The organism is Nocardia sp. 852002-51101_SCH5132738 (assembly GCF_001665695.1).
Lineage (GTDB): Bacteria > Actinomycetota > Actinomycetes > Mycobacteriales > Mycobacteriaceae > Nocardia > Nocardia nova.
Map to the genome: position 1 here is coordinate 89,939 of NZ_LZML01000018.1, position 24,909 is coordinate 114,847.

At 70.6% G+C, this 24,909-nt stretch carries 18 protein-coding genes; 11 read left to right on the forward strand and 7 right to left on the reverse strand.

Annotation, left to right across the window (positions count from 1 at the left end; translation table 11 throughout):
* Positions 1-31: 31 nt before the first annotated feature.
* The 3 genes from ppsA to A5789_RS02215 all read right to left on the reverse strand — a co-directional run bounded on the left by ppsA (position 32) and on the right by A5789_RS02215 (position 5,701).
* Positions 32-2,362, reverse strand: coding sequence for a phosphoenolpyruvate synthase (gene ppsA / locus A5789_RS02205; RefSeq protein WP_064905339.1), 2,331 nt, complete (start codon positions 2,360-2,362; stop codon positions 32-34).
* Between the two features lie 103 nt (positions 2,363-2,465).
* A complete protein-coding gene (locus A5789_RS02210; RefSeq protein WP_104405836.1) occupies positions 2,466-4,496 on the reverse strand; it encodes an erythromycin esterase family protein in 2,031 nt (676 codons plus the stop codon).
* A complete protein-coding gene (locus A5789_RS02215; protein WP_082940414.1) occupies positions 4,493-5,701 on the reverse strand; it encodes a site-2 protease family protein in 1,209 nt (402 codons plus the stop codon). The genes A5789_RS02210 and A5789_RS02215 overlap by 4 nt, the downstream gene beginning before the upstream one ends.
* A 494-nt stretch (positions 5,702-6,195) precedes the next feature.
* On the opposite strand from A5789_RS02215, the gene A5789_RS02220 reads away from it, so the two are divergent.
* The 8 genes from A5789_RS02220 (at position 6,196) to A5789_RS02255 (ending at position 15,172) form a co-directional block, all read left to right on the forward strand.
* Positions 6,196-6,447, forward strand: coding sequence for an SHOCT domain-containing protein (locus A5789_RS02220; protein WP_064905332.1), 252 nt, complete (start codon positions 6,196-6,198; stop codon positions 6,445-6,447).
* Between the two features lie 53 nt (positions 6,448-6,500).
* Entirely contained in the window at positions 6,501-8,546 is a 2,046-nt protein-coding gene (locus A5789_RS02225) for an NAD(+) synthase (RefSeq protein WP_064905436.1), read from the forward strand.
* Positions 8,547-8,675: 129 nt separating this feature from the next.
* Entirely contained in the window at positions 8,676-10,490 is a 1,815-nt protein-coding gene (gene acsA / locus A5789_RS02230) for an acetate--CoA ligase (protein ID WP_064905330.1), read from the forward strand.
* On the forward strand, positions 10,487-11,509 hold the full coding sequence (pdhA, locus tag A5789_RS02235; RefSeq protein WP_197516533.1) for a pyruvate dehydrogenase (acetyl-transferring) E1 component subunit alpha: 1,023 nt from the start codon (positions 10,487-10,489) through the stop codon (positions 11,507-11,509). The genes acsA and pdhA overlap by 4 nt, the downstream gene beginning before the upstream one ends.
* Positions 11,506-12,474 (forward strand): alpha-ketoacid dehydrogenase subunit beta, encoded by a 969-nt coding sequence (locus A5789_RS02240; protein WP_064905329.1) that lies wholly within the window; start codon positions 11,506-11,508, stop codon positions 12,472-12,474. Before pdhA ends, A5789_RS02240 begins: the two co-directional genes overlap by 4 nt.
* A 1-nt stretch (position 12,475) precedes the next feature.
* Positions 12,476-13,984 (forward strand): 2-oxo acid dehydrogenase subunit E2, encoded by a 1,509-nt coding sequence (locus A5789_RS02245; RefSeq protein WP_064905327.1) that lies wholly within the window; start codon positions 12,476-12,478, stop codon positions 13,982-13,984.
* Between the two features lie 4 nt (positions 13,985-13,988).
* Positions 13,989-14,264 (forward strand): hypothetical protein, encoded by a 276-nt coding sequence (locus A5789_RS02250; protein ID WP_063018757.1) that lies wholly within the window; start codon positions 13,989-13,991, stop codon positions 14,262-14,264.
* The gene (locus tag A5789_RS02255) at positions 14,261-15,172 is read left to right on the forward strand and encodes a ribose-phosphate pyrophosphokinase (RefSeq protein ID WP_082940415.1); all 912 of its coding nucleotides are present in this window, start codon (positions 14,261-14,263) and stop codon (positions 15,170-15,172) included. Before A5789_RS02250 ends, A5789_RS02255 begins: the two co-directional genes overlap by 4 nt.
* A 407-nt stretch (positions 15,173-15,579) precedes the next feature.
* Here the strand turns inward: A5789_RS02255 and A5789_RS02265 are convergent, their stop codons facing one another.
* Positions 15,580-16,215 carry an HPP family protein gene (locus tag A5789_RS02265; protein WP_063910933.1) on the reverse strand — a complete coding sequence of 212 codons (636 nt, stop codon included), beginning with the start codon at positions 16,213-16,215 and terminating at the stop codon, positions 15,580-15,582.
* A 220-nt stretch (positions 16,216-16,435) separates the two neighbouring features.
* Between A5789_RS02265 and A5789_RS02270 the strand changes: the two genes are divergently transcribed.
* Both A5789_RS02270 and A5789_RS02275 read left to right on the forward strand, forming a co-directional pair.
* Entirely contained in the window at positions 16,436-17,359 is a 924-nt protein-coding gene (locus A5789_RS02270) for a universal stress protein (RefSeq protein WP_064905325.1), read from the forward strand.
* Positions 17,360-17,526: 167 nt separating this feature from the next.
* Positions 17,527-18,864: a wax ester/triacylglycerol synthase family O-acyltransferase gene (locus A5789_RS02275; protein WP_064905323.1), complete on the forward strand. Its 1,338-nt coding sequence runs from the start codon at positions 17,527-17,529 to the stop codon at positions 18,862-18,864.
* Between the two features lie 14 nt (positions 18,865-18,878).
* Here the strand turns inward: A5789_RS02275 and A5789_RS02280 are convergent, their stop codons facing one another.
* Positions 18,879-21,677 (reverse strand): cation-transporting P-type ATPase, encoded by a 2,799-nt coding sequence (locus A5789_RS02280; RefSeq protein WP_064905321.1) that lies wholly within the window; start codon positions 21,675-21,677, stop codon positions 18,879-18,881.
* Between the two features lie 192 nt (positions 21,678-21,869).
* Here A5789_RS02280 and A5789_RS02285 point away from each other — a divergent pair, with 192 nt between their 5' ends.
* Positions 21,870-22,820, forward strand: coding sequence for a 1-phosphofructokinase family hexose kinase (locus A5789_RS02285; RefSeq protein ID WP_063018782.1), 951 nt, complete (start codon positions 21,870-21,872; stop codon positions 22,818-22,820).
* Between the two features lie 31 nt (positions 22,821-22,851).
* On the opposite strand, the gene A5789_RS02290 is transcribed toward A5789_RS02285, so the two are convergent.
* Together A5789_RS02290 and A5789_RS02295 are read right to left on the reverse strand one after the other, a co-directional pair.
* Positions 22,852-23,346 carry a GNAT family N-acetyltransferase gene (locus A5789_RS02290; protein WP_064905319.1) on the reverse strand — a complete coding sequence of 165 codons (495 nt, stop codon included), beginning with the start codon at positions 23,344-23,346 and terminating at the stop codon, positions 22,852-22,854.
* Entirely contained in the window at positions 23,343-24,806 is a 1,464-nt protein-coding gene (locus A5789_RS02295; protein WP_064905317.1) for an AAA family ATPase, read from the reverse strand. Before A5789_RS02295 ends, A5789_RS02290 begins: the two co-directional genes overlap by 4 nt.
* Positions 24,807-24,909: the final 103 nt, after the last annotated feature.

The following is a 24,909-nucleotide window of genomic DNA, read 5'->3' on the forward strand; positions in this document are numbered from 1 at the left end:
GGTACCGCGACCATGGTCCGCGCCGGCGACCTCACGGCTGCCGGCCCTCGCCATCGTGCACGCACCGTTCGAGCAGCAGCCGGCGCTCGGCGGCGGCCACCGTGCGGCGGGCGTTGCGGACCGCGTCCGGGGTGACCGAAATCGAGGTGATCCCCGCCGCGACGAGATGTTCGGCGAACTCGGGCCGGGTGGACGGGGCCTGCCCGCACAGCGACGACGTGATGCCCAGTTCGCGTGCGGAGGTGACGATGCGCCGGATGGCGTGCAGGACGGCCGGATCCGATTCGTCGAACAGTTCGGCGCATTCCTCGGAATCGCGGTCCACACCGAGGATCAGCTGGGTGAGATCGTTGCTCCCGATCGATACCCCGTCGATCCCGAGCCGCACGTATTCGGGCAGCCAGTGCACGACCGACGGCACCTCGGCCATGATCCACCGGTGCATGCTCCGGTCGTGGCCCAGCGGCGAGGCGTCCACCAGTTCCAGGCACGCGGCCAGCTCCCAGCGGGTGCGAACGAACGGGATCATCAGATGCAGATTCGGGGTGTATTCGCGCACGCGTGCCAGCGCCGCCAGTTCGAGCCGGAACACGTCCGGTTCGTGGACGTAGCGATAGCAGCCGCGGTAGCCGATCATCGGGTTGCGTTCGTTCGGCTCGAAACCTTCGCCGCCGGTGAGCGTGCGAAATTCGTTGCTGCGCAGGTCCGTCGCGCGGTAGACGACCGGCCGCGGGGCGAAGGCCACGGCGATGCGCCGCAGGGATTCGGCCAGGGTGGAGACGAACTCGTTCTCGTCGCCGGCGGCGATCACCGCGCGGGGATGGCGGCCGCCCAGCGCGCGCGTCAAGAGGGTTTCAGCGCGTAGCAGGCCGACGCCGTCGACATCGGAATCGGCGACGCGCTCGGCGATTTCGGGCAGAGCGAGATTGACATAGATCTTCGTTCCGGTGGTTTCGGTCACCGAAACCGCCGCCGGCGCGGTGGTGGCCGCGGCGGGCGCGGCGACGGCCGCTGTCGCGGCGGTCTGCTCGTCCGGGCTGTCCGCCCGAATCCGGCCGGCCTTGGCGTCCACGACGATGCGCTGACCGTCGTGCAGGGATGTGGTGGCGGTCCGCGCGCCGACGATGCAGGGGATGCCCAGTTCGCGGGCCACGATCGCGGCGTGACAGGTCATGCCGCCGCTGTCGGTGACCAAGGCCGCCGCCCGCGAAATGGTCGGCAGCCAGTCTGGGTTCGTCATCGGCGCGACCAGGACCTCGCCGTCGCGCAATGCCGATCCCTCGGCGGGTGAGTGCAGGATGCGCACGGCGCCGCGAGCTCGTCCGGGAGCCGCCGGCAGGCCCTGCAGCAGCACGGCGGCGGGCGTCGGTTCCGTTGTCGCCGAGGGTAATTCGTCGGGCAGGGTGGTGATCGGCCGCGACTGCACCAGCCACAGCCGCTGGTCGTCGAAGGCCCACTCGACATCCTGCGGACTGCCGTAGTGCTGCTGGACCTCGAGCGCCAGGCGCGCGACCGCGGTGGCCTCGTCGGTGGTCAGTACCGGCCGATGCGCTTCGTCGTCCGGGATGTCGACGCGGCGGTCACCGTCCTCGCCGGCGAAGATCGCGAAACTTTGCGCACCCCTGCGGGATTCCGTCAGCGTCGGGCCGTCCGCCGCGAACACGTAGGTGTCGGGCTCGACCGCACCGGATACCACCACCTCGCCCTGTCCGCGCGCGGCGTCGATGACGACGCGGTCGCGCCTGCCGGTGGTCGGGTCGGCGGTGAACGCCACGCCGGCGCACCGGACGGTCACCATCTGCTGCACGACCACCGCCATCTCCGGCCGCCGGTCCATGCCGCGGCGGGCGCGGTAGGTGAGAACGCGCGGAGTGAACAGGGAGGCCCAGCATTGCCGGACCGCCTCGAGCAGTTCGGCGTCGCCGCGAATATTGGTGCGCGAGAGGTTCATTCCGGCGAAGGAGGAATCGGCGCTGTCCTCGCCCACCGCCGAGGACCGGACCGCCACGCGCACCCGGTCGCCGAGCCGGTGGTAGGCGCCGACGATCGCCTCCTCGATAGCCCCGTCGATCCGGGTCTCGTGCACCAGGTCGCGCATGCGCGAACACAGTCGGTCGAGCTCGCCGCGGCCCGCGTCGTCGGTGGCGACGGCGCTGCGCAGCGCCTCGGCATGCAGCGAGTCGAGCTCGGACCCGTGCGGCCCGTCGGCGACGGCGGTCTCGTAGGTCGATCGCAGGATCACGAATCCCGGCGGCACCGGGAGTTTCGCGGCGACCATCTCACCGAGATTCGCCCCCTTCCCGCCCACTTGGCCATCATCGCTGAGCCGAATATCGTTCAGACTTGCCACGTAGTCGCCCATCACGGCTCCGATCTGCTGAAAGTGTCTCGATGCCCAGACTCGCGCGTCGCGGCGGCCGGGAACATGGTCGAAGGTCCTCGATCCGGCCGCCCACCGCCCCGGATCACAGACCGCTGGGGTAGGTGTCCGGTGTGCTCGCGGCGGTCCATCGGTGTGACGGTTCCAGCGGCCGCAGGGCGGTGGTCCGGTCGATGTGGATGATCGCGTCGTAGCGGTCGGCCGGCCGCGAGTGGAAGTAGTGGCTGTGCCGCTCGGTGGTCGGCTGATAGATCACGCCGATGGCGCGTTCGAGCCGCGGGTCGCGCAGCAGTTCGGTGGCTGCGCCGGCCGTATCGGTGCGGATCAGGAAGCTGTCGCGTCCGGTGTCGTGCAGCAGCTCCTCGACGCTGCTGCGCAGGGCCGGGCGGACGTCCTTGCACTCGGCGTCGCCGTCCCATTCACTCGCCGCGGTCACGGTGCCGTGGCTGGTGGTGAAACCGATGGTGCGGCAATCGTTTCCGTGGCGTTCGCGGACGAGCTGTCCCAGTGACAGCTGGCCCTCGGCGCCCATTTCCGTCGCGCGGGCGTCGCCGATATGGGAATTGTGCGCCCAGACCACCACTCGCGCGGGAGTGCCGTCGCGCCCGAGGTGGCCGGCCAGCGCGTCGAGGGTGTCGGCCATATGCTCGTCGCGCAGATTCCACGACGACACCCGATCGCCGAACATCGCCCGGTAGTAGGCCTCGGCGTTGCGGACCGTCCACGCGTTGCGCAACGCGTCGAACGAGGCCTCGCCGTCGCCGGCCTGTCGATGCGCCGCGGCGTTGCGTTGCAGGTCGACCAGCTGCCGCACCACCTCGGCCTGACACGAATGGCCCGCACCGAATGCGGCGCCGAATCCGTAGGCCTGCCCGTCGTGGTCGCTGGTGCGATCGAAACAGGCGTAGCGGTGCTCGGCGCGCTGCGCCGCGGCGGGATCGACCTGCCGCAGATAGTCGATCACGTGCCGCATCGAACGGTGCATGCTGTACAGGTCGAGCCCGTAGAACCCGGCCTGCGGCGCACCGATCCGGCGCTGATAGTCGTTGTGCAGCCGCAACCAGCCCACGAAATCGCGGACCACGGTATTGCGCCACATCCAGGTGGGGAAGCGTTCGAACCCGCGCAGCGCGAGCGTGGGGGAGGAGTCGTCGATGCCGCGGACGAAGCGATCGACGAGGTGGGCGTCGGGCCAGTCGGCCTCGGCGGCGACCGCGGTGAACCCCTTCTCCGAGATGAGCCAGCGCGTGATGGCCGCGCGGGCGGCATAGAACTCGTGGGTGCCGTGCGAGCTCTCGCCGATCAGGACGAACCGGGCATCGCCGATGAGCTCGTCCAGCACGTGGTGCGGCGGCACGCCTTCGGGAGCCTCGATCGCGGCGGCATCGATCACGGCGGCGGGATCGGTGAGGGTGGCCGAATCGGTGCCGGTGGCCGCCGCGTCGACGGTCGGCGTCGTCAGCAGTTGCCGCACCTCGTCGTCACCGACCTGGGCGAAATCCCAGAACGACTCGCCGACCGCGAGGAACGGCGACGGCATGGTGGCACAGACCATCTCGTCCACCAGCGCGTCGAACTCCCGGCAGGTCGATTCGGGGGCGGCCGGCACCGCGACCACGATGCGGTCGGGCTCCCCCGCGCGAATCGCTTCCACCGCCGCGAACATGGTGGCTCCGGTCGCCAGACCGTCGTCGACGAGGATCACCGTGCGGCCGGCGATCGGCGCCGGTGGCCGGTCATCGCGATAGGCGCGTTCCCGCCGGGCCAGCTCCGCCGCCTCTTCTCGTGCGACGGATCGGATCTGTTCGGCGGTCACGTGCAGTCCGCGGATCGCATCGTCGTTGACGACGATCCGGCCGTCGGGTGCGAGGGCGCCGATGGCGAATTCCGGATGTCCCGGTGCCCCGAGTTTGCGGACGACGAGCGTGTCCAGTGGCGCGTGCAGGGCGGCGGCGACCTCCCAGGCCACCGGTACCCCACCGCGCGCGAGGCCGAGGACGACGACACCGGAGTGGTCGCGGTAGTGCTCGAGCAGTCCGGCCAGCACACGACCGGCCTCGCGGCGGTCGCGGAAGATCGGCTGCGAGGAATCACGCAGGACAGGTGCTGCCGTCATGGCTGTGGCCTCCGGGAGTGAGTAGTAGTGACCGGCGGATGGGAGGCGGGCGCGGGTCCCGGTCTCGTGGCGGCGCTGCCGGCGGGCAGGCCGAGCGCGGAGCGGTCGCAGGCGGTCGCCAGATCGGTGGCGGTGACGACGCCGGTCAGCCGGCCGGCCGGGTCGACCACCGTGATGGCATCGAGTTTGGGGCGCAGCACGACCCGGGTGGCGACATCGGCGAGCAGATCGTCCTGTCCGACGATCGCGGCTGTGCGTAACGGACGTGCGACCGAGCGCAGAAAGGTCGTGTCACGAGCCGGTACGGCGGTCGTCGTGAGATCCGACCAGGCGACGACACCGATCGGATGGCCGACGGCGTCGACGACCGGAAATATGCTGTGCCCGGTCTGCGGTGCGCTGGAGGCCAGCAGCTGGGTGATCGTCCAGTCGCCCGGCACCGCCATCGGATTCGCGGTCATGACCTCGCGAACGGTGGTGTTGCCCAGCCGGTGCCGCAGCCCCGCTGCCGCGAGTTCGCTGTTGGCGGCGGTCTGCAGGAACCAGCCCAGCAGCATCAGCCACAGCCCGCCGAACTGGCGGAACACGATGATGTCGACGGCGCCCAGCACGACGAGCACGGTGCCGAGCAACCGGCCGCCGCGCGCGGCCACGGTGGTGGCGCGCAGCCGGTCGCCGGTCCGCCACCAGACGACGGCCCGCACCACCCGGCCGCCGTCGAGCGGCGCGCCGGGCAGCAGATTGAACAGTCCCAGAACGATATTCGTGGCCGCCAACCAGGCGAGCGCCGCGGTGACGGCGCTGTCGGGCCGCCCGCTGTCCACGGCCACCGCGACGGCCGCGAACAGTCCGCCGAGCACCAGACTCGTCGCCGGACCGGCGATCGCGATCCGGAAATCGCTGCGCGCGTCGGGCGGTTCGTCGCCGAGTTCGGACGCCCCGCCCAGCAGCCACAGCACGATGCGCTCGACCCGTACCCCGTCGCGCCGGGCGACGATCGAATGGGCCAGTTCGTGCGCGGTCAGGGAGGCGAACAGGGTCACCGCGGCGAGCGCCGCAACCGACCAGGTGAAGGCCGGGCTGCCGCTGCCGCGCAGCTGCACGCCGAGCAGCCAGACGAACAGCGCCACGGTGACCAGCACCGACCAGTGCGCGCCGATGCGGATACCCGCCACCCGGCCCAAAGGGATTGTCTCGTGCAACATCCGGCCACCTCGCTCCCGGTGTCATCACACCGGCCCGCGGAACATTTCGGTCGTCGCGCGACCACCCGGGCCACACGCCGAGGCGCGTCGATGCGTCGAACCGGCGATCGGCGCGCCTACCGCCAGTCTGTGCCGGTGCCGGGCCCTGGGGGAGGGGCGAGATTCCCGGCCTCCCGGGACCAATGTCCCTCGAGGACGCCGAGCACATCCGGGCCGGCGCCGACGTTCCGGCGTGGGGACCGACGGCCGGTCGGTGAGGTCTTTCGCCCCTGCCACCGGCCGGTCGCGTCGATCAGGCTGGATCGCGGACGCGGACGTGAACCCGCGCCCGGAGGAGATGATCGAGATGGATATGCAATCGCCGATGATGCAAGCAATGCACGCCGTGATGATGTGGCTGGCCCAGATGGGGATCTGCCCGATGCCGATGCCGATGTGATCCGGTCGGGTCCGAGGAGAACGCAGATCCGTCGATGCAGTGAGGAATTACGGCGATGATGATGTGGTACGGCACCGGCCTGGGCGGTTGGGGTTACGGGTTGATGTTCGCGGGCATGGTGATCTTCTGGGTGCTGGTGGTCGTGGCGATCGTGGCCCTGCTCCGCTACGCCGGCCGGTCCGATACCGCCGCCCTCGACCGGGACGGCCGGGGTCCGTCCCCGCAACAGATCCTCGCCGAGCGCTTCGCCCGTGGTGAGATAGACGACGAGGAATACACCCGTCGAATGCGGACGCTCGGTCCCTAGCCGGCCCCCGCGCCGGACGCCGGCCCGGCGGCCGTGGATTGCAGGAGGCCGCCGTGGCGCGTGAGTTGCCGTTCCGATCGCTGTACCGGCACGGATTCGTGCGCGTGGGCGTCGCCGTGCCCTCGATGCGGGTCGCCGATCCCGAATACAACGCCGAGCAGACACTGCTGCTGGCGCGGCGGGCCGCCGCCGACTCCGTGGTGCTCACGCTGTTTCCGGAACTCGGCCTCTCCGGCTACTCCGCCGAGGACCTGTTCCACCAGGAGGCGCTCGACGACGCGGTGCGAGCGGCCGTGGACCGCGTGGTCGCCGAGAGCGCGGACATCGACAGCGTGCTGATCGTCGGGGCTCCGCTGCGGGTGCGGGAGCGACTGTTCAACTGCGCGTTGATCATCGACCGCGGCCGCGTCCTGGGGGTCGTGCCGAAGAGCTACCTGCCGAATTTCCAGGAGTTCTACGAGAAGCGGCAGTTCTCCGCGGCCCGCGACGCCGTCGACGACCACACCACCGTGGCCGGGCAGCGGGTGCCCTTCGGCGCCGACCTGCTGTTCGAGGCGGTGAATCTGCCCGGATTGGTGCTGGCGGTCGAGATCTGCCAAGACGCGTGGGTTCCGTTGCCGCCCAACATCTTCGCGGCACTGGCCGGCGCCACGGTGCTGACCAATCTGTCGGCGAGCAATATCGTCGTCGGCAAGGCGGACTACCGCAGGGAACTGTGTGTGTCGACCTCGGCGCGCAATATCGCGGCCTATCTGTACACCGCGGCCGGGCAGGGCGAGTCCACCACGGATATGGCGTGGGACGGTCAGGCGCTGATCTGCGAGAACGGCAACCTGCTGGCCGAAAGTGAGCGCTTCGCCGCCGAACCGCAACTGGTCACCGCGGATATCGATCTGCAGCGGCTGGCCGCGGATCGGCTGCGGCTCAACAGTTTCACCGACAACGGTCACGATTTCCTCGAGCGGGTCACCCGGTTCCGGCGGCTCGAATTCGAGGCGCCGATCCCGGACGGCGCACCACCGCTGCGTCGGGAGGTCCCGCGCTTTCCCTACGTCCCGGCCGATCCCGGCAGCCGCAACGCGCGGTGTGCCGAGGTCCATCACATCCAGGTCGCCGGGCTCGCCACACGGCTGGCCGCCACCGGATCCCAGCACCTCGTGATCGGGGTGTCGGGTGGCCTCGATTCCACTCTCGCGCTCATCGTCGCGGCGCAGACTATGGACCGGCTGGGCCTGCCGCGGTCGAATGTGCTCGCCTACACCATGCCCGGCTTCGCCACGAGCACGCGGACGCTGGAGAACGCGCGCCGGCTGATGCGCGCCGTCGGGGCGAGCGCCGGCGAGATCGATATCCGGCCGTCGGCGACGCAGATGCTGCGCGATCTCGGTCATCCGGCAGCTGACGGCGCGCCCGTCTACGACATCACCTACGAGAACGTGCAGGCGGGGGAGCGCACCTCGCATCTGTTCCGCCTGGCGAACATGCATCACGGCATGGTCGTCGGGACCGGGGACCTGAGCGAATTGGCCTTGGGCTGGTGCACTTTCGGCGTCGGCGACCATATGTCGCACTACAGCGTGAACGCCTCGGTGCCCAAAACGCTGATCAAATATCTGATCGCCTGGACCGCCGACCGCGGTGAGCTCGGCCCGGAGGCGAGTGCGGTGCTGCACTCGGTCCTGGAGACCGAGATCTCACCGGAGCTGGTTCCCGGCGCGGCGCTGCAGAGTTCCGAGGCCACCGTGGGCCCGTACGAGTTGCAGGACTTCCACCTCTATCACCTGCTGCGGTTCGGATTCCGGCCCAGCCGCATCGCCTACCTCGCCGAACACGCCTGGGGTGACCGCACCCGCGGCGGCTGGCCGGACCTGATCCCCGAGGATCAGCGTCACGAATACGACCTCGCCACGATCAAGCACTGGCTGGCCGAATTTCTGCGCCGCTTCGTGCAGACCAGCCAGTTCAAACGATCGACCCTGCCGAATGCGCCCAAGGTCGGGTCCGGCGGATCGCTGTCGCCGCGCGGGGACTGGCGCGCGCCGAGCGACGCTCCCGCCGCGGCGTGGCTGGACGAACTCGCGCGCAACGTTCCCGACTGAGCGTTGTCCCCGGTGGCGTCGCCGCGACGGATGTCATCGCCGCTAGGGTCTTTCCGCCCTCCCCGTGACCGGGCGCCGCGCCGTTGACTGGAAGTCGAGCAGACAGACGGCACGGGAGACGGAGGCGCGATGAGCCGGAACGACGCGAGCCCGTACGACGCGGAAACCGCGACGCCGTCGCGATGGGCGCCGATCGAGAAGTCGGCGGCCGAGATCGCGGCCGCGACCCTTCCCGACTACGGCCGGGCGCGGCGTGACTTCTCCTGGTCCGCGGCCCGCTCCGAACTCGCCGGGCTACCCGGCGGCGGAGTCAACATCGCCGTCGAGGCCGTCGACCGGCACCTCGAGGCGCCGATCGGGCCGGCCCCGTCGTTGCGCTGGTTGCCGGTCACCGGTGGCGTGACCGAGCTCGACTGCGCGGACCTGGTCCGGCTGAGCAACAAGTTCGCCCACGTGCTGCGCGACCTCGGGGTGTATCGGGGTGAGCGGGTGTGCCTGCTGCTGGGACGCACTCCGGAGTTGTATCTCGCGTGCCTGGGCGCGTGGAAGGCCGGATGTGTCGTCTCCCCGCTGTTCTCGGCGTTCGGCCCCGAACCGGTGCGTCAGCGGCTGGACCTGGCCGAGGCGAGCACCTTGGTGACCACCGCGGCCCACTATCGCCGCAAGGTCGCGCCGATCCGCGACACACTGCCCGCACTCCGGCACGTCATCGTCGTCGACGGCGAGACCGACCTGCCCGGCGTGGTATCGCTGCCCGCGGCCATGGCCGCCGCCGACAGTGAATTCCCCATCGTGCGAACCCAATTCGAAGACCCCGCCCTCCTGCACTTCACCAGCGGAACCACCGGCCGTCCCAAGGGTGCGGTGCACGTGCACGGCGCCGTCGTGGCGCACCGGGCCACCGCGCGTGCCGCGCTGGACCTGCGCGGCGGCGACGTGTTCTGGTGCACCGCCGACCCGGGCTGGGTGACCGGCATGTCCTACGGCGTGATCGCGCCGTTGTGCCTCGGCGCCACGGTGATCAGCGACGAGGCGGAATTCGATCCGCAACGCTGGTACGACATCCTCACCGCGGAGCGGGTGTCCGTCTGGTACACCGCGCCCACCGCCCTGCGGATGCTGATGCGCCGTGGCGACGAGCTGCCGCCGAGCACGGATCTGTCGTGCCTGCGCTTCGTGGCCAGCGTCGGCGAGCCGCTCAATCCCGAAGTCGTGGTGTGGGGGCAGCGGGTGCTCGGGCACCCGGTGCACGACAACTGGTGGCAGACCGAAACCGGCGCCATCATGATCGCCAATATCGCTGCGGCACAGGTTCGTCCCGGTTCGATGGGGCGGCCACTGCCCGGCGTGGAGGCCACGATCCTGCGCCGCGGCGCAAGCGGGCGCGCGGCGATCACCGACGGCGACGTGACCGCCGCCGATACCGGGGAAGTGGGCGAGCTGGCACTGCGGGCGGGCTGGCCGTCGATGTTCCGCGGCTACCTGAACGACCCCGCTCGCTATGCGGACGCGTTCGCCGGCGGCTGGTACCTCACCGGCGATCTGGCCCGGCGCGACGGCGACGGTTACTTCTGGTTCGTCGGGCGCGCCGACGACGTCATCAAATCCGCCGGACATCTGGTCGGGCCGTTCGAGGTGGAAAGCGTTCTCATGTCACATCCCGCGGTCGCCGAGGCCGGTGTCATCGGAACCCCCGATCCGGTGGCCGGGGAGCTGGTCAAGGCATTCGTGGTGGTGCGCAAGGGTTTTCAGCCGAGTGACGACCTGCGCGACGAACTCACCGCGTTCGGCCGCCGCGCCCTGGGCGCGGTGGCTCCCAAACGTATCGACTTCGTCGACGCGCTGCCGCACACCCGCTCCGGGAAGGTGATGCGCCGGCTGTTGAAGGCACACGAACTCGGATTGCCCGAAGGTGACGTATCGACCTTGGAGACGGTGCGATGAGCACGATCGAGACCGACGGCCACGCCCCGGCGCCGGCCGTGGCGACGCCCGGCGACGCCGCCGGAACGGATCGAAAGGCGCTGCTGCGGCAGATGATCCGGATCCGGCGCTTCGAGGAACGCTGTGTGCAGCTCTACAGCGCCGAGCGGATCCGCGGATTCCTGCACCTCTACGTCGGCGAGGAGGCGGTGGCCGCCGGACTGCTGAGCGAGATCGGCGCCGACGACGCGGTGGTCTCGACCTACCGCGAGCACGGTCACGCGCTGGCCCGCGGCATCCCCATGACCGACCTCATGGCCGAGATGTTCGGCCGCACCACCGGCTGTAGCCACGGCCGGGGCGGCTCGATGCATCTGTTCGACGCGCGGCGGCGCTTCTACGGCGGGAACGCGATCGTCGGCGGTGGACTGCCCATCGCGGTGGGCCTGGCACTGGCCGACGCCATGACCGGACGCGATCGGGTCACGGTATGCCTGTTCGGTGACGGCGCGATGGCCGAGGGCGAATTCCACGAATGCATGAACCTGGCCGCGCTGTGGCGGCTGCCCGTGCTCTTCGCCTGCGAGAACAACCGCTACGCCATGGGCACCGCGCTGGCCCGCGAACACGCCGCGACCGACCTCGCGCTGCGCGCGACGGGCTACGGCATGGCGGCCTGGCCGGTCGACGGTATGGACGCCACCGCTGTCGCCGCCGCGACCCGGCGCGCCGTCACCTCGATCCGGGCCGGAGGCGGCCCCTGCTTCCTGGAACTGCGCACCTATCGGTTCCGGGCGCATTCGCTCTACGACGCCGATCGATATCGCGACAAGGCCGAAATCGCGCGGTGGCGCGAACGCGATCCCCTCCGGCTGCTGACCGAACGGCTGCGCGACGCCGGAGAACTGACCGACGAGGACGTGCGGCGCTACGAGGCACAGGCCGACGAGGAACTCGACGCCGCCATCGCCGCCGCCGAGGCCGCACCGGCCGAGCCGGTGTCCGAACTGACCCGGCACGTCTACGCGGAGCGGCCATGACCACCTATCGGGAGGCGATGCGGGATGCGTTGCGCGAGGCGCTGCTTCGCGACGAACGGGTCTTCCTCATGGGCGAGGATGTCGGCGCCTACGGCGGCTGCTTCGGCGTGAGCCGCGGACTGCTCGACGAATTCGGGCCCGAACGGATTCGCGATACGCCGCTGAGCGAATCGGCGTTCGTCGGCGCGGGGATCGGTGCGGCCCTGGCCGGCATGCGGCCCATCGTCGAGATCATGACCGTCAACTTCAGCCTGCTCGCGCTGGACCAGATACTGAACAATGCCGCCACGCTGCGGCACATGTCCGGTGGACAGCTCGGCGTGCCGCTGGTCATCCGGTTGGCGACCGGTCCGGGCCGCCAGCTCGCCGCCCAGCACTCGCACAGCCTGGAGGCGTTCTACGCCCACATTCCCGGTCTGCGGGTGGTGTGCCCCGCCACCGTCGCCGACGCACGAGGCATGTTGTGGACCGCGCTGCAGGATCCGGACCCGGTGGTGATCTTCGAGCCGATCTCGTTGTACAACAGCGGATCCGAGCTGCCCGAGGACGCCGGTGCCGTCGATATCGACGCGGCGGCGATCCGGCGCGGCGGCACCGACGTCACCCTGGTCGCCTACGGAGCGACGGTGCCGGTGGCCCTGGCCGCCGCCGACCTTGCGGCAACCGAGGGTATCGCGGTCGACGTCGTCGATCTGCGCTCGCTGCGTCCGCTGGACGAGGCGACGGTGCTGGATTCGGTACGCCGCACCCATCGCCTCGTGATCGTGGACGAAGCCTGGCGCAGTGTGAGCATCGCCGCCGAGATCGCCGCTCGCGCAGCAGAATACGCCTACTACGACCTCGATGCGCCGATCGGCCGGGTATGCGGCGCCGAGGTGCCGATCCCGTACGCACGTCAACTGGAGGACGCCGCACTGCCGGACCCGTCCGGGGTGCTGGCCGCGATTCGGAAGGCGGTGGGATGACATGACCGAATTCCGGATGCCGTCGCTGGGCGCCGACATGACCGAGGGCACCGTGACGCACTGGTTCGTGCACCCCGGCGACCCGGTGAAACGCGGCGACATCGTCGCGGAGGTCGACACCACCAAGGCCGCGATCGAAATCGAATGCTTCGACGACGGTGTCATGGACGAGATCCGCGTGCCCGAGGGACGGACCGTTCCGGTGGGCGCCGTGCTGGCGACGATCATCGCCGGCGCCTCGAGCAGTGGGAACGGGAAGGTGGAAACCGTCCCGGAGGCGCGTGGCGAACCGGTGCCGTCCGTCGCGACCTCGGAATCGGCCGGACCGCCGGAATCGCGCGACCGGGCGGAATCGGTCGCGACACCGTCGGTGGTCGCGGAACCCGCTCGGATGACACCCCTGATCCACCGGCTGGCCGAGGAGGCGGGACTGGATCCGGCGACTGTGCACGGCTCCGGGCCGGGCGGTCGGGTCCTGCGCGGTGATATCGAAGCCGCTGTCGCGCAGCATAATTCCACGCCCGCGTCTGCGGCGGCGCCCGCACCCGCACCTGGGCGCGAGGCGGCGCCCGTGTCCGCCTCCGGGCCCGCGCCCGCACCCGAGGCGGTGGACGCTGTCGCGCGGTCCGGGGCGCAGCCGGACGTCGCACGCGCCTCCGGTCTGGCGCGGCGACTCGCCGAAGCGCGGGGACTCGACCTGTCCGGGCTGTCCGGAACCGGTCCCGCCGGTGCCGTGCGCGCCCGCGACCTCCCGGCCGAGGGTGTCCCCGCACCCGCCGCGGCACAGCCATCGGAGGACGAGACGGTTCGCGCGGACACCGCCACCCCGCTCCCGGGCTCGCGCGACGCGGCGGCGATGCGCTCGGCGATCGCCGCGACGATGGCACGGTCCAAACGAACCGTGCCGCACTACTACCTGTCCGATGTCGTCGATGTCTCGGCGGCGGCCGACCGGCTGCGGGAGCGAAATGCCGGCGCGCCGCTCGCCGAGCGAATCGTGATGGCCGCCTTGTTGTTTCGCGCCGTGGCCGGGGCTGCCCGCCGGGTGCCGCAGCTCAACGGATATTGGATCGACGACGAGTTCCGTCCGGCGTCCGCGGTGCATCTCGGCGTCGTGGTGTCGCTGCGCGGCGGGGGCATCATCGTGCCGACGATTCCCGACGCCGACACCTTGGGCGCCGCGGAGATGATGGCCGCGATGCGATCGGTGGTGCAGCGCGCCCGATCCGGCCGCCTGCGCTCCTCGGACGCGACCGCGGCCACCATCACGGTCACCAACCTGGGCGATCTCGGCGTGGAGTCGGTGTTCGGCGTGATCGCCGTGCCGCAGGTCGCGATCGTCGGACTGGGCGCCGTCACCGACCGGCCGTGCGCTGTCGACGGTTTGCTCGGTGTGCGGCCGCAGGTGACCGTCACCCTGTCGGCCGATCATCGCGCCAGCGACGGCGCGACCGGCGCCCGATTCCTGCACACCGTCGCCGACCTGCTGCATCAACCCGAGGAGTTGTGAAGCCATGTCCACCACTGTTTCCCGGCAATCGGCCGACAGCGCGGTGCGTGCCGCACTGCGCGGATTCGCCACCGACGCCGAACTCACCGCACTCGGACCGGACGAGCCGCTGCGCACCACCCTGGAACTGGATTCGCTGGATTTCCTCACCTTCGTCGAACGGTTGTCGAATCTGCGCGAGGAGCCGATCGCCGAGGCCGACTATCCACGGCTGGCCACGATCCGCACCTGCGTCGACTTCCTCGCCGGGAGTCCCGAGACGGGTGCCGGGGCGCGATGAGCACGTTGCGCATCATCCGCGGCAGCGCCAACCCGCCGCTGGCCGACGCCGTGGTCGCGCGAATCGGCGGTGATTCGCACGAGTGCTGCGATTCGCAGCCGACGGCCGGCGGCGAACGGCGTGTGGTCGTCGCCGACGTCTCCGGCGACGATGTGTACATCGTGCAGCCGACGTCGCCACCGGTCGGCGAGCATATGGTCGAGTTGCTGCTGCTGCTCGACGCCTGCCGCCGCGCCGGCGCGGGCCGGATCACCGCGGTTGTTCCGTACTTCGGTTATGCCCGTCAGGACCGGGGTACGGCGGGGGAGGCGATCGGCGCCAGGGTGGCGGCCGAAGCCATCGCCCACGCGGGCGCCGACCGGCTGGTCGTGGTCGACCCACACACGCCCGCACTGGAGGCGATCTGCCCGGTGCCGGTCGAAATCCTGACCGCGGTGCCGCTGCTGGCGAGCGAACTGGAGCCGGCCATGATCGGCCGGGGTGTGGTCGTCGCCCCCGACCTGGGCGCCGGTGAGCGCGCCGAACACTTCGCCGCCGCCTTGCGCGCATCCGTCGCGGTGGTGCGTAAGCACCGGCTGAGCGATACGAGCGTGCGCGCACTCGATCTGCTCGGCGAGGTCAGCGGATGCCCCGTCGCCCTCGTCGACGACATGATCTGCACCGGGGCGACGATCGAGGCGGCCGCCCACCTGGTGCGGTACCAGGCCGCCGACACGCTCGTGGCGGCCACCCACGGCCCGCTGAGCGACGGGGCGGCGGCGCGTCTGCACGAACTCGGACTCCGCCGCATCGTCGTGACCGACAGCGTCTTTCACGATGCGGAGGCAGGGAAGATCGAGGTGTGCTCGATCGCGCCGCTGCTCGCCGACGCCATCATCGGATTGCACGAGGACCGCCGCCGCGGGTGACCGGCGAGAGCCGCCGCGCACGTTCCGCGCCACGCCGGGACAGGGGCGAAAGTCCCGGACGCGCGGGGACTCTCGTCACCGAAAGGTGAGGCCCGCACCGGGCCGGACGTCCCGGACAGCGACCCGATTGGCCACTTCCCGCGATGGCTTCCGATACTGCTCCTCGGCTGTGATGCAGACCACAATAGAAGTGTCGAAGGAACCGGCGACGACGAGGTCGCCGCATCGGCAGGAGTCGGCCACAACGGTGTGGCGTGATTCGTCGGGGATGATCATTCGGGGGTGATCGGCAGTATCGGACAACGACCGATTCGCGGCTCCCGGACGAGGGTGAGCCGCGAATCACGTTGATGGAGGCTGGGTTTCGCGCTGTTCGGCATGGTGGACCGCCGGGCGAGCCCGGTGGGTCACCCGATGGTCTCGTCGGCCTTGCGATGCAGCCATTCCGACAGCGGTGCCGTGGGAGCGCCCGTGGCATCCGCGACGGGGCCGGGGCCGGGAACCGTTTCGGCGTGGGTGATCTCGTCGACGGTGAGCGCCAGCGCCGTCACCGTCCGCTCCTCGGCCGCATCCGCGAATCCGCCGGTGATCACGGCGTGACCGCCGTCGACCCGGATCGTCCACTGGCGGCGGCTGCCGGCGTAGTCGTCGAGCAGGGCGCGCACCTTCGCCTCCACGGCGGCGTCGTCGCGCATCAGGGTGCGCAGCAGATCCCGGCGTGCCACGATGCCGACCAGAATCCCCGCCTCGACCACCGGCATCGAACGCAACCGCCGGGTGAGCATGCGCGCGGCGACGGTGGCGAGGTCGGTTCCGGGCTCGATCACCTCGGCGGGGGTGGTCATCGCCGCCCCGACCGTCGCGTCCGAGGCAGGCGCCGAGAGCGCGTCCGATTCCGACAGCATGCCGACGACGTGCCCGTCCTCGTCGACGACCGGAAGGGCGGCGAAGCCGCGCTCGGTGAGCTGGGAAATCGCCTGGGGCAGTGGGGTTTCGGCGTGGACGGTGACCACGGGACGGCTGAGAATGTCGCGAGCGTACATGGCAGAACCTCCTGCATCGATCCTGGTTCCGGCCCGGAACACACACCAGGGACCGTCGGCTCCCATCCCTGGACGAAGGTCCCGCATCGGGCGCGGTGCGAGATGCGGGCCGCGCGGTCGAGATGAGGACTTTCGGCCGCATCGCGGCATCGGCCGTCGTCTCTACCGTGAGAACAACGGCCGAGCACCTCGCGGGCCGTCGCACGGAAGGAAGGGCGCCATGACCCCCGAACACAGCTCCGACATCCGCCATTCCGCCGCGGCCGCGGTCGTGGTGGGTGTCGACGGTTCCGGGCACGCCGATCTCGCGGTGGACTGGGCCGCGGGGATGGCCGCGCAGCGCGGGCGGGAATTGCGCATCGTGCACGCGCTGGACCTGAACCGGCTGCAGCTCGGCATCGGCTCGCTCGATTCACCCGCGGCCGCCATGCTGACCGCGGCTCGCGAGCGCGGCGCCTCGTTGGTCGAACGGTCGGCGCAGCGAGTCCGGGCGGTGCTGCCGGGGCTTCGGATTTCGACCGCGGTCCTCGACGGTGACCCCGCCAGGGCGCTGGTGAACGCCAGCGCATCCGCCTACGCGGTGGTGCTCGCGGCCCACGGCACGAACCGGCTGGCCGGCCATTTCGGGGCCACGGTGTCGGCGGTGGCCGCCCATGCGACCGGGCCGGTGCTGGTGGTGCGGACCGATCCGCAGGAGAACCGCGTGCACACCGAGGGCCCCGTCGTGGTCGGCATCGACGGCGGGCCGGTCAGCGAGGCAGCCATCGGCGCGGCCTTCGAGGAAGCCGCCGAACGCGGCGCCGAACTCGTCGCCGTGCACGTATGCCACGACGTCTACTACGGGCAGTTCGCCGACGATCCGCACATCCTGTATTCGGCTCGCGAGGTCGAGGTGCGGGAACGTGCCGTGCTGGCCGAACGGCTGGCGGGCTGGCAGGAGAAGTATCCGGATGTCGCCGTGGCGCGCCGGGTGTCGCTGGCCGATCCCGGTGCGGTGCTGCTGGAGTCGTCGAAATCGGCGCAACTGCTGGTGGTCGGGAGCCGCGGCCGGGGCGCGGTGCTCGGCGCGCTGCTCGGCTCCACCTCCCATTCGCTGGTGCAGCACGCCTGGTGCCCGGTCATGGTGGTGCATCCGCAGCCGTGACGCGCTCGCACCACCGGTGTCCCCGCCAGAGCAGCACTGCCCGCCTCGGGCCGCCTTTCGTCACTCGCGGCGGCGACCTTCGCATCTGCCGGTGACACGACGGAGCGCACGAGACTGAACCCACCAGCTCGGCAGATCGCCGGCATGTTTCGGAACGAGCCACCACCATGAACGAATTCGGACCGCTGGACACGGGTTTCATGGAGCTGGAGGACAGCGACCGCCACGTCAATATCGCCATCGCCGCGATCGCGATCGTCGCCGGGCCGGCGCCCAGCCGGGAGCGGTTCGACGAGACCGTGACCCGGGCGCTGGGCCGCAAGGAGCGCCTGCGCCAGCGGATGCGGCGCACACCGCTGGACATCACGGCGCCCAGCTGGGAGGACGACCCGGATTTCCGATTGTCCCGCCACGTCCGATGGACGGCGCTGCCCGGCCCCCGGGACGAGCAGGCGTTACGCGAGTTGGTGGGCGAGGAGCTCGCCCGCCGCCTCGATCGCGAACATCCGCTGTGGCAGGTCGTGGTGGTGGACAATCTCGCCGAGAACCGGTGGGCGGTGATCGTCAAGGCACACCACAGCATGGTCGACGGGATCGCCGGCATCACGGTGTTCGAAAGTCTCTGCGACGAAGAGCCGGAGACGCCGTCCGAACTGCCGGTGCGGCCGCCGGACACCGCTGTGAGCCTGCGGGACACGGCGGGGACCGTGATCCGATTGCCTTACACCGCTTCCCGTTTCGCTGTCCGCACGGCCCGCACGCTGGTGCCGCTGCTGCGCGATACCGTGGTCCCGACCCCGACATCCTCGCTCAACGGCCCGCTGGGTCGCCGGCGCCGGTATGCGGTGGCGCGGACCTCGCTGTCGCAGCTGCACGAGGTCGGCGCCGCGTTCGACGCGACGGTCAACGACGTCGCGGTGTCCGCGCTCGCCGGAGCGTATCGACGCCTGCTGTGCGCGCGCGGCGAAGAACCGCAGGCGGATTCGGTACGGATCGTGATACCGGTGTCGATGCGCTCGGCCGACGCGAAATACGCGATGGGTAACCGGGTCTCGGTCGTCATCGCCGCCTTGCCGGTCGATGTCGCCGATCCGGTACACCGCCTGCAGACGGTGCACGAACGCATCGTCCGCCATCGCGCGCGGGGCGAGGCGGAGGCGGAGGCGTCACTGCTGACGCTGGCCGGCCGGCTGCCCGCCGGCGTGGCGGCGTGGGCGTTCCGGCTGGCCACCCGCTTCCCGCAACGCGGCATCAGCGCGCTCGCGACCAACGTCCCCGGACCGCGCCACCGGCTGAGCATGGCGGGCGCCGAGGTCGAGCAGGTCTGGCCCGGAATCCCGGTGGCCATGCGGCTGCGCACCACGGTCGCGATGCTGAGCTACGCCGGCCAGTTCACCTTCGGGATCACCGGCGACTACGACACCACTCCCGATATCGAGCTGATCCCGGCGGCGGTCACCGACGAGATCGAGACGCTGCTGGCCTGCGCCCGCGCCACCGCCTGAACCGGCCCCACACGCTAGGACGGCTCGGACACCGGCGAGGGCTCGGGCGGCGACGACTCGGGCGCCGGCGACGGCTCGGGTGCCGACGGCTCCGGCACCCGGTGCCGCAACACCCACCGATACACCTCGTCGCATCCCCAGACGATGAACGGGAACGGGACGACGAAGGCGATCATCCACGGTGCGAGGGCCGCGGTGCCCAGGACGTCCTGCAGCGGCGGCACGTACACCACCACGGCGGTCAGCACCAACTCGAAACCTATGCCCCACAACAGCATCGGATTCGAGAACACCCCGATCGACCGCAGCGACGCGCGTTCGGTGCGGGCCGCGAAGGCGGTGCCGATCTGGCCCGCGACCATGCCGACGAACAACATCGTCACGGCCTGCCGGTAGGCGTGGTGCAGTGCGGATCCGGGCCCGGTGGGGTCGCCGGGATGCCAGCCCGCCGAGATCAGGACGGCGAAGAAACCGGCGAGGGCCAGGACGGCGCAGATCAGTCCCAGGAACAGCCAGGCGCGCAACAACATCCGGCGCCGGATCACCGGTTCGCCGCGGGGCCGCGGCGGCCGTCGCATGATGCCCGGCTCCGCGCGTTCGCGGCCCAGCGCGAGGGCGGGAAGCGTTTCGGTGCCCACATCGAAGGTCAGCAGCAAAGGCACCGTCAGCGGAACGGGCACCGCGCCACCGGACAGCGCGAACACCAGGAACGGCAGCACCTCGGGTGTGGCGTGGGCGAAGATGTAGAAGATGAACTTGCGGATGTTGTCGTAGACCCGGCGTCCGGACTCGACCGCCGCGGCGATGGTGGCGAAGTCGTCGTCGGTGAGGACCATCGTCGACGCCTCGCGGGCGACGTCGGTTCCGCTGCGGCCCATGGCGATTCCGATATCCGCGCGCCGCAGCGCGGGTGCGTCGTTGGCGCCGTCGCCGGTCATGGCCACCACGTGCCCGGTGGCGCGCAGGGCGTCCGCGATGCGCAGTTTGGCTTCGGGTGAGGACCGAGCGAAGATCACCTCGTCGGCGCCGGCGAGAAGATCGTCGAGCTGGGCTTCGCTCATGGCGTCGAGTTCGGGGCCCGTGACGATGGCCGGGGTGCCGTGCACGATGCCGACCTGGCGGGCGACGGCGGCGGCAGTCGCCCCGTGATCGCCGGTGATGACGATGATCCGGATTCCCGCGGTGCGGCAACGGGTTACGGCGCCCGGTACCTCCCGGCGTGGGGGGTCGACGATGCTGACGACCGCCAGCAGGGTGAGATCGGTCTCGGCCGCGGCGGGTGTCGCCGGATCCGGGCGGCCCGCGGACAGGGGCCGGTCGGCGATGGCGAGCATCCGGTATCCGTCGTGCGCCCGCGCGTCGACGGCGGCGAGAACTTCGGCTCGCCGTCGCTCGGTCAGCGGGCGGGTGGTTCCGTCCGGGGCGAGTTCGGCCGTGCACAGCGGAACGACGGTTTCGGGCGCGCCCTTCACATGGACGGTGTGCACGCCGCGGGCGTCGTCGAGGGTGGACATGCGTTTGCGTACGGAGTCGAAGGCGAACTGCCGCAATCGATGTCCGTCCGGGCCCGCCGGATCGAGAGCTGTCGCCGCGGCGAGGACGGCGATATCGGTCGCGTCGCCGGCGAGCTCCCCGGTCGGTGCCGGATGGGCGTTGTTGCAGAGCGTCATCGCCCGCGCCGCCCGGCGCACCGGTTCCGTGACGTCGGTGGCGGCGAAGGGGTCGATCTCACCGGAGGCGGTGGCGATGGTGATCACCCGCATCCGGTTCTCGGTGAGGGTTCCGGTCTTGTCGGTGCAGATCACGTCCGTGGAACCCAGCGTCTCCACCGCCGAGAGCCGTTTGACCACCGCGCCGCGCGCCGCCAGCTGGCGCACCCCGATGGCCAGGGCCAGGGTGATCACCGGCAGCAGCCCCTCGGGCACGTTGCCCACCAGCAGCCCGACGGCGAAGATCACCGCGTCGAGGAACGGCAGCCCGGCCCCGAAGATCGCCAGCGGGATGAACGCCGCGCCGAGCAGTACCGAGATCGCGGCGATCAGCCACGCCACCCGCCGCACCTGGTGTTCGAGCGGACTCTCCTCGGTGCGCACCCGCTCCGACAGCGAGGCGATCCGGCCCAGTTCGGTGCGCATCCCGGTGGCGAAGACGACGGCCGACGCCTCACCCTGGGTGCACGCGGTGCCGCTGAAGATCACGTCGGTGGCCTGCAACAGCGGCACGGTGGAATCGACCGGCCCGGCGCTGCGGTGGACCGGCACCGACTCCCCGGTCAACGCCGACATATCCACCTCGACGGCGCCGTCGAGCAGGCGGGCATCGGCCGAGATCTTGTCCCCTTCGGACACGATCAGCACATCGCCGGGCACCAGGTCGGCGGTGTCCACGCTCCGGCGCGACCCGTCGCGAACAACGGTGGCGTGCAAAGGGATGAACGCGGCCAGCGCCTCGACGGCATGTTCGGCGTGGCGCTCCTGGACGAAGGCGAAGACGGCGTTGAGCACGATCACCGACAGGATCGCGATCGCGACCGCTTCGATGCCGACGGAGAACGCCAGTGCCGCCGCGGCCCACAGCAGGAGCGCGAGCGGGTGGGTGAACTGGCGCAGCAGCTGTCGTGGCCATTGCCGGGTGCCTCGGCGACGCAGCGTATTGGGCCCGGCGTGAATCAGCCGGCGTTGCGCCTCGCGGGTGGACAGGCCGCCGCGTGAACTGCGTAGATCCCGCAGCAGCAGGTCCAGCGGTTCGGTGGCTTCGACCTGAGCGGGCACCTCGGCCGCGCGGTCGGTATCCGGAGAGACGGAGCCGAGCACGGTCGATCAGCCCGGCCGTCGTGCGGTGCTGCGGACCATGATGCCTCCCTCCGGCACTCGGCCGGGTTCGGTGACGTTTGCTCCTACTCGACTGTAGAAGCAGCGCTCGCACCGGACACGGGACTTCGGTCACCACCGCGGCCGACCGGAATGCCCTACTCGGTGGTCCGCCGATCCCGTGAGATGGACCGTATGCCGATCGTCACGCTCACGATGAATCCCGCGATCGATAGTGCCGCCCGCACCGAGCGGGTCCTTCCGACCGACAAGATGCGCTGTAGCGCACCGCGATTCGACCCGGGCGGCGGCGGCATCAACGTCGCTCGCACGGTCGCGGCCCTCGGTGAGCCCGTCACCGCGATCTATCCCGCCGGTGGGCACACCGGTGTCTTCCTCGAGCAATTGGTGCGCGCGGCGAATATCCCCTCACACGCCGTGGCCACCGCCGAGCCGAGCCGGGAAAATCTGGCCGTGTTCGCCGACGACACGGGGGAGCAGTACCGATTCGTCTTCCCGGGGCCGCGGCTGACACCGGCCGAACAGCACCGCTGCCTGGCGGCGGTGGAGCACTGCGCGCCCGGAGCGGATTATGTCGTGGCCAGCGGCAGCCTGCCGCCCGGCGTCGAGTCCGACTACTATCAGATTCTCGCCGATGTGGCTGCGGCACAAGGTGTTCCGATGATTCTCGACACCTCCGGGGCCGCGCTGCGGGCGATCCGGCGCGGCGTCTTCCTGATCAAGCCGAGCGTGCGGGAGCTCGCGCAGCTGGTCGGGCGCGCGCTGCCCGATCGCGAGGCACAGGCTGCCGCGGCTCGCGAACTCGTGCACGCCTCGGTCGCCGAGGTCGTCGTCGTGTCGCTCGGCGCCGAGGGGGTACTGGCGGTCACGGCCGAGCGATCGCAATGGTTCGCGCCGATACCGGTGCCGGTGCGCAGCGGGATCGGCGCGGGGGACGCGATGGTCGGCGGCATCACCGTCGGCTTGACGCGCGGTTACGAGCTCGACGACGCGATCCGATTGGGTATCGCCGCGGCGACCGCCGCCCTGACCACCTCGGGCACCGCTCCCGGGCTGCGCTCGCGGATCGAGCAGCTGTACGAGGAGCAGACGCGGGCCGCGGCGCCGGTAGCCGAAATGGGCTGATCGCAGGCGCGCCCGACAGCGATGTGCCGAGCTACGACGGGCCGAGCCGCAAAACGACGTGGACGACCTCGTCGTCGCGATGGGCCGACATCGGCAAATCGATGTCCATCAGCAACTGCATCATCTTCGAATTCGTGGCCAGGATGTCGCCCGCGAGCCGGGCGATGCCGTGCCGTCGTGCGTCCTCGCCCAGCCGCGTGAGCAGGGCAGTGCCGATACCCGACTGCTGGTCCTCATGGGCGACCACCATGGCCACCTCGGCGCAGTCGGTGTCGGGCAGCACGACGTAGTTCGCCACCCCGATGAGCCGACCGCCCGAGAAGGCGCCGAAGGCACAGTGCCTCGGGTCGTTCAGCGATATGGCGGCCGCCAGTTGTTCGAGATGTTTCGGCCGTGCGCCGAAGAACCGGTAGTAGCCGTCGCGCTGATCGAGCGTCGCGTGCAGATGCCGGACCGCATCGCAGTCGCCGGGGGCGATACGGCGGTAGGTGACGTCGGTGAGGTCGACGGCCGGCTCCGCGGTCACGCGTCCCCCCGTCCGATCCTGTGCCGATAGCTGCGCAGCGCGGCTGCGACGGTCTCGTCCTCGGAGGCGGTGGTGTCCAGGACCACCGCACCGGGCCACGGGTCGCGATCCGCGGCCATGGCCGCCGCGACGGCGGGTGTGGCGTCGGATTCGGATCCGCTGCGTGCCGCGATGCGTGCGGCGGCGACGGAAGCCGGTGCACTACAACAGAGTTCGATGAGATCCGCCGCGGTGTCGGTCGCGAGCCGAGACGCTCGGCGTCGTTGCGCCTCGTCGATCCAGCTGGCGTCCAGAACGACCGAGCGGCCGGCGGCCAGCAGAGTCTGCGCCTCGGCGCACATGACCGTGTAGACGTGATCGCGGGCGGCGGGCGTGTAGGCGCCGTGGTCGTACTCGCCGGCCGCACCCTCCAGCACACCCTCGGCGCGCGCCACGGCGCGAATGTGGTCGCTGGACAACAGGATCGCGCCGGTCGCCGCGGCCAGGCGGCGGGCGATCGTCGATTTGCCGGTGCCCGGCAGGCCGCCGACCAGGACCAGGCGCACCGCGCCGGCGGCGAGGTGGCGCAGGGCGACCTCGACGTGCCGGACCGCACTCGCCGCCGCGTGGTGCTCCCCCTGCCGCAATCGCACGCAGTCGACCTTCGCGCGTACCGCCGCCCGGTAGGCGATGTAGTGGTGGTACAGCGAGTCCGGCGCCGGGTCGCCGGTCGTTTCGAGATACTCCTCGACGACGGCCCGGCCGAGCTCCGGGTACCCGAGGCGTTCCAGATCCATGGCCAGGAAGCAGATGTCGTCGAGCCGATCGACGTGGCGGAGTTCGTCGTCGAAGTCGAGGCAGTCGATGACCCGCACGCCGTCGTCGGTGACGAAGATGTCGTCGGCGCGCAGATCCCCGTGACCGTCGACGATGCGCCCGGTGGCGATGCGCTTGTCGAACAGCGCCTTCCGCCCGTCGAGGTAGCGCATCGCCAGTTCGGTCAGCTCTCGTACCGCGGCCGGTTCGATCGGGGGATGGGTCATTCCGGACAGCAACGACATCCAGCGCTCGCGCACCGCCGTGACCGTCGCCGCGCGATCGATCGCCGGTCCGGTCGACGCCCGGTCGTGCCAGGCGGCCACGTCGTGTACCAGAACCGAGAGGATGTCGCGCGCGACGGCCGGGTCGTCGAGGCGACGCGACAACCGGGTGGCGTCGGGGAGCCGGCGCATCACCAGCACGGGTTCGTCCGCATCGGTCGTCGGATCCGACAGGTGCCCGATGCCGAGGTAGACATCGGGGGCGAATCGCCGGTTGAGTTCGAGTTCGCGCATGCAGGCGGCTTCGCGCGCGGCCCGCGTGGAGAAGTCGAGAAAGTCGGTCCGCACCGGCTTCTTGACCTTGTAGGCGCGGTCTCCGTACAGCACGACCACCGCCGAATGAGTTTCGGCGAGTGCGGCGAAGGGATCGTTCGTCTCCATCGGTACCAGCGTCGCCGATGGCCCGGGAATTCGTGATGGACCAAAGTCACCGGAATGTGGACCATGCGGCCCGTGGTGCGTCGATGCGCTGGGTGCCGGGGCA

Excerpts from the sequence above, each read along its gene's own strand:
- ppsA (WP_064905339.1), bottom strand. The coding sequence starts at position 2,362 with ATGGGCGACTACGTGGCAAGTCTGAACGATATTCGGCTCAGCGATGAT.
- A5789_RS02210 (WP_104405836.1), bottom strand. The coding sequence starts at position 4,496 with ATGACGGCAGCACCTGTCCTGCGTGATTCCTCGCAGCCGATCTTCCGC.
- A5789_RS02215 (WP_082940414.1), bottom strand. The coding sequence starts at position 5,701 with ATGTTGCACGAGACAATCCCTTTGGGCCGGGTGGCGGGTATCCGCATC.
- A5789_RS02220 (WP_064905332.1), top strand. The coding sequence starts at position 6,196 with ATGATGATGTGGTACGGCACCGGCCTGGGCGGTTGGGGTTACGGGTTG.
- acsA (WP_064905330.1), top strand. The coding sequence starts at position 8,676 with ATGAGCCGGAACGACGCGAGCCCGTACGACGCGGAAACCGCGACGCCG.
- pdhA (WP_197516533.1), top strand. The coding sequence starts at position 10,487 with ATGAGCACGATCGAGACCGACGGCCACGCCCCGGCGCCGGCCGTGGCG.
- A5789_RS02240 (WP_064905329.1), top strand. The coding sequence starts at position 11,506 with ATGACCACCTATCGGGAGGCGATGCGGGATGCGTTGCGCGAGGCGCTG.
- A5789_RS02245 (WP_064905327.1), top strand. The coding sequence starts at position 12,476 with ATGACCGAATTCCGGATGCCGTCGCTGGGCGCCGACATGACCGAGGGC.
- A5789_RS02250 (WP_063018757.1), top strand. The coding sequence starts at position 13,989 with ATGTCCACCACTGTTTCCCGGCAATCGGCCGACAGCGCGGTGCGTGCC.
- A5789_RS02255 (WP_082940415.1), top strand. The coding sequence starts at position 14,261 with ATGAGCACGTTGCGCATCATCCGCGGCAGCGCCAACCCGCCGCTGGCC.
- A5789_RS02265 (WP_063910933.1), bottom strand. The coding sequence starts at position 16,215 with ATGTACGCTCGCGACATTCTCAGCCGTCCCGTGGTCACCGTCCACGCC.
- A5789_RS02270 (WP_064905325.1), top strand. The coding sequence starts at position 16,436 with ATGACCCCCGAACACAGCTCCGACATCCGCCATTCCGCCGCGGCCGCG.
- A5789_RS02275 (WP_064905323.1), top strand. The coding sequence starts at position 17,527 with ATGAACGAATTCGGACCGCTGGACACGGGTTTCATGGAGCTGGAGGAC.
- A5789_RS02285 (WP_063018782.1), top strand. The coding sequence starts at position 21,870 with ATGCCGATCGTCACGCTCACGATGAATCCCGCGATCGATAGTGCCGCC.
- A5789_RS02295 (WP_064905317.1), bottom strand. The coding sequence starts at position 24,806 with ATGGAGACGAACGATCCCTTCGCCGCACTCGCCGAAACTCATTCGGCG.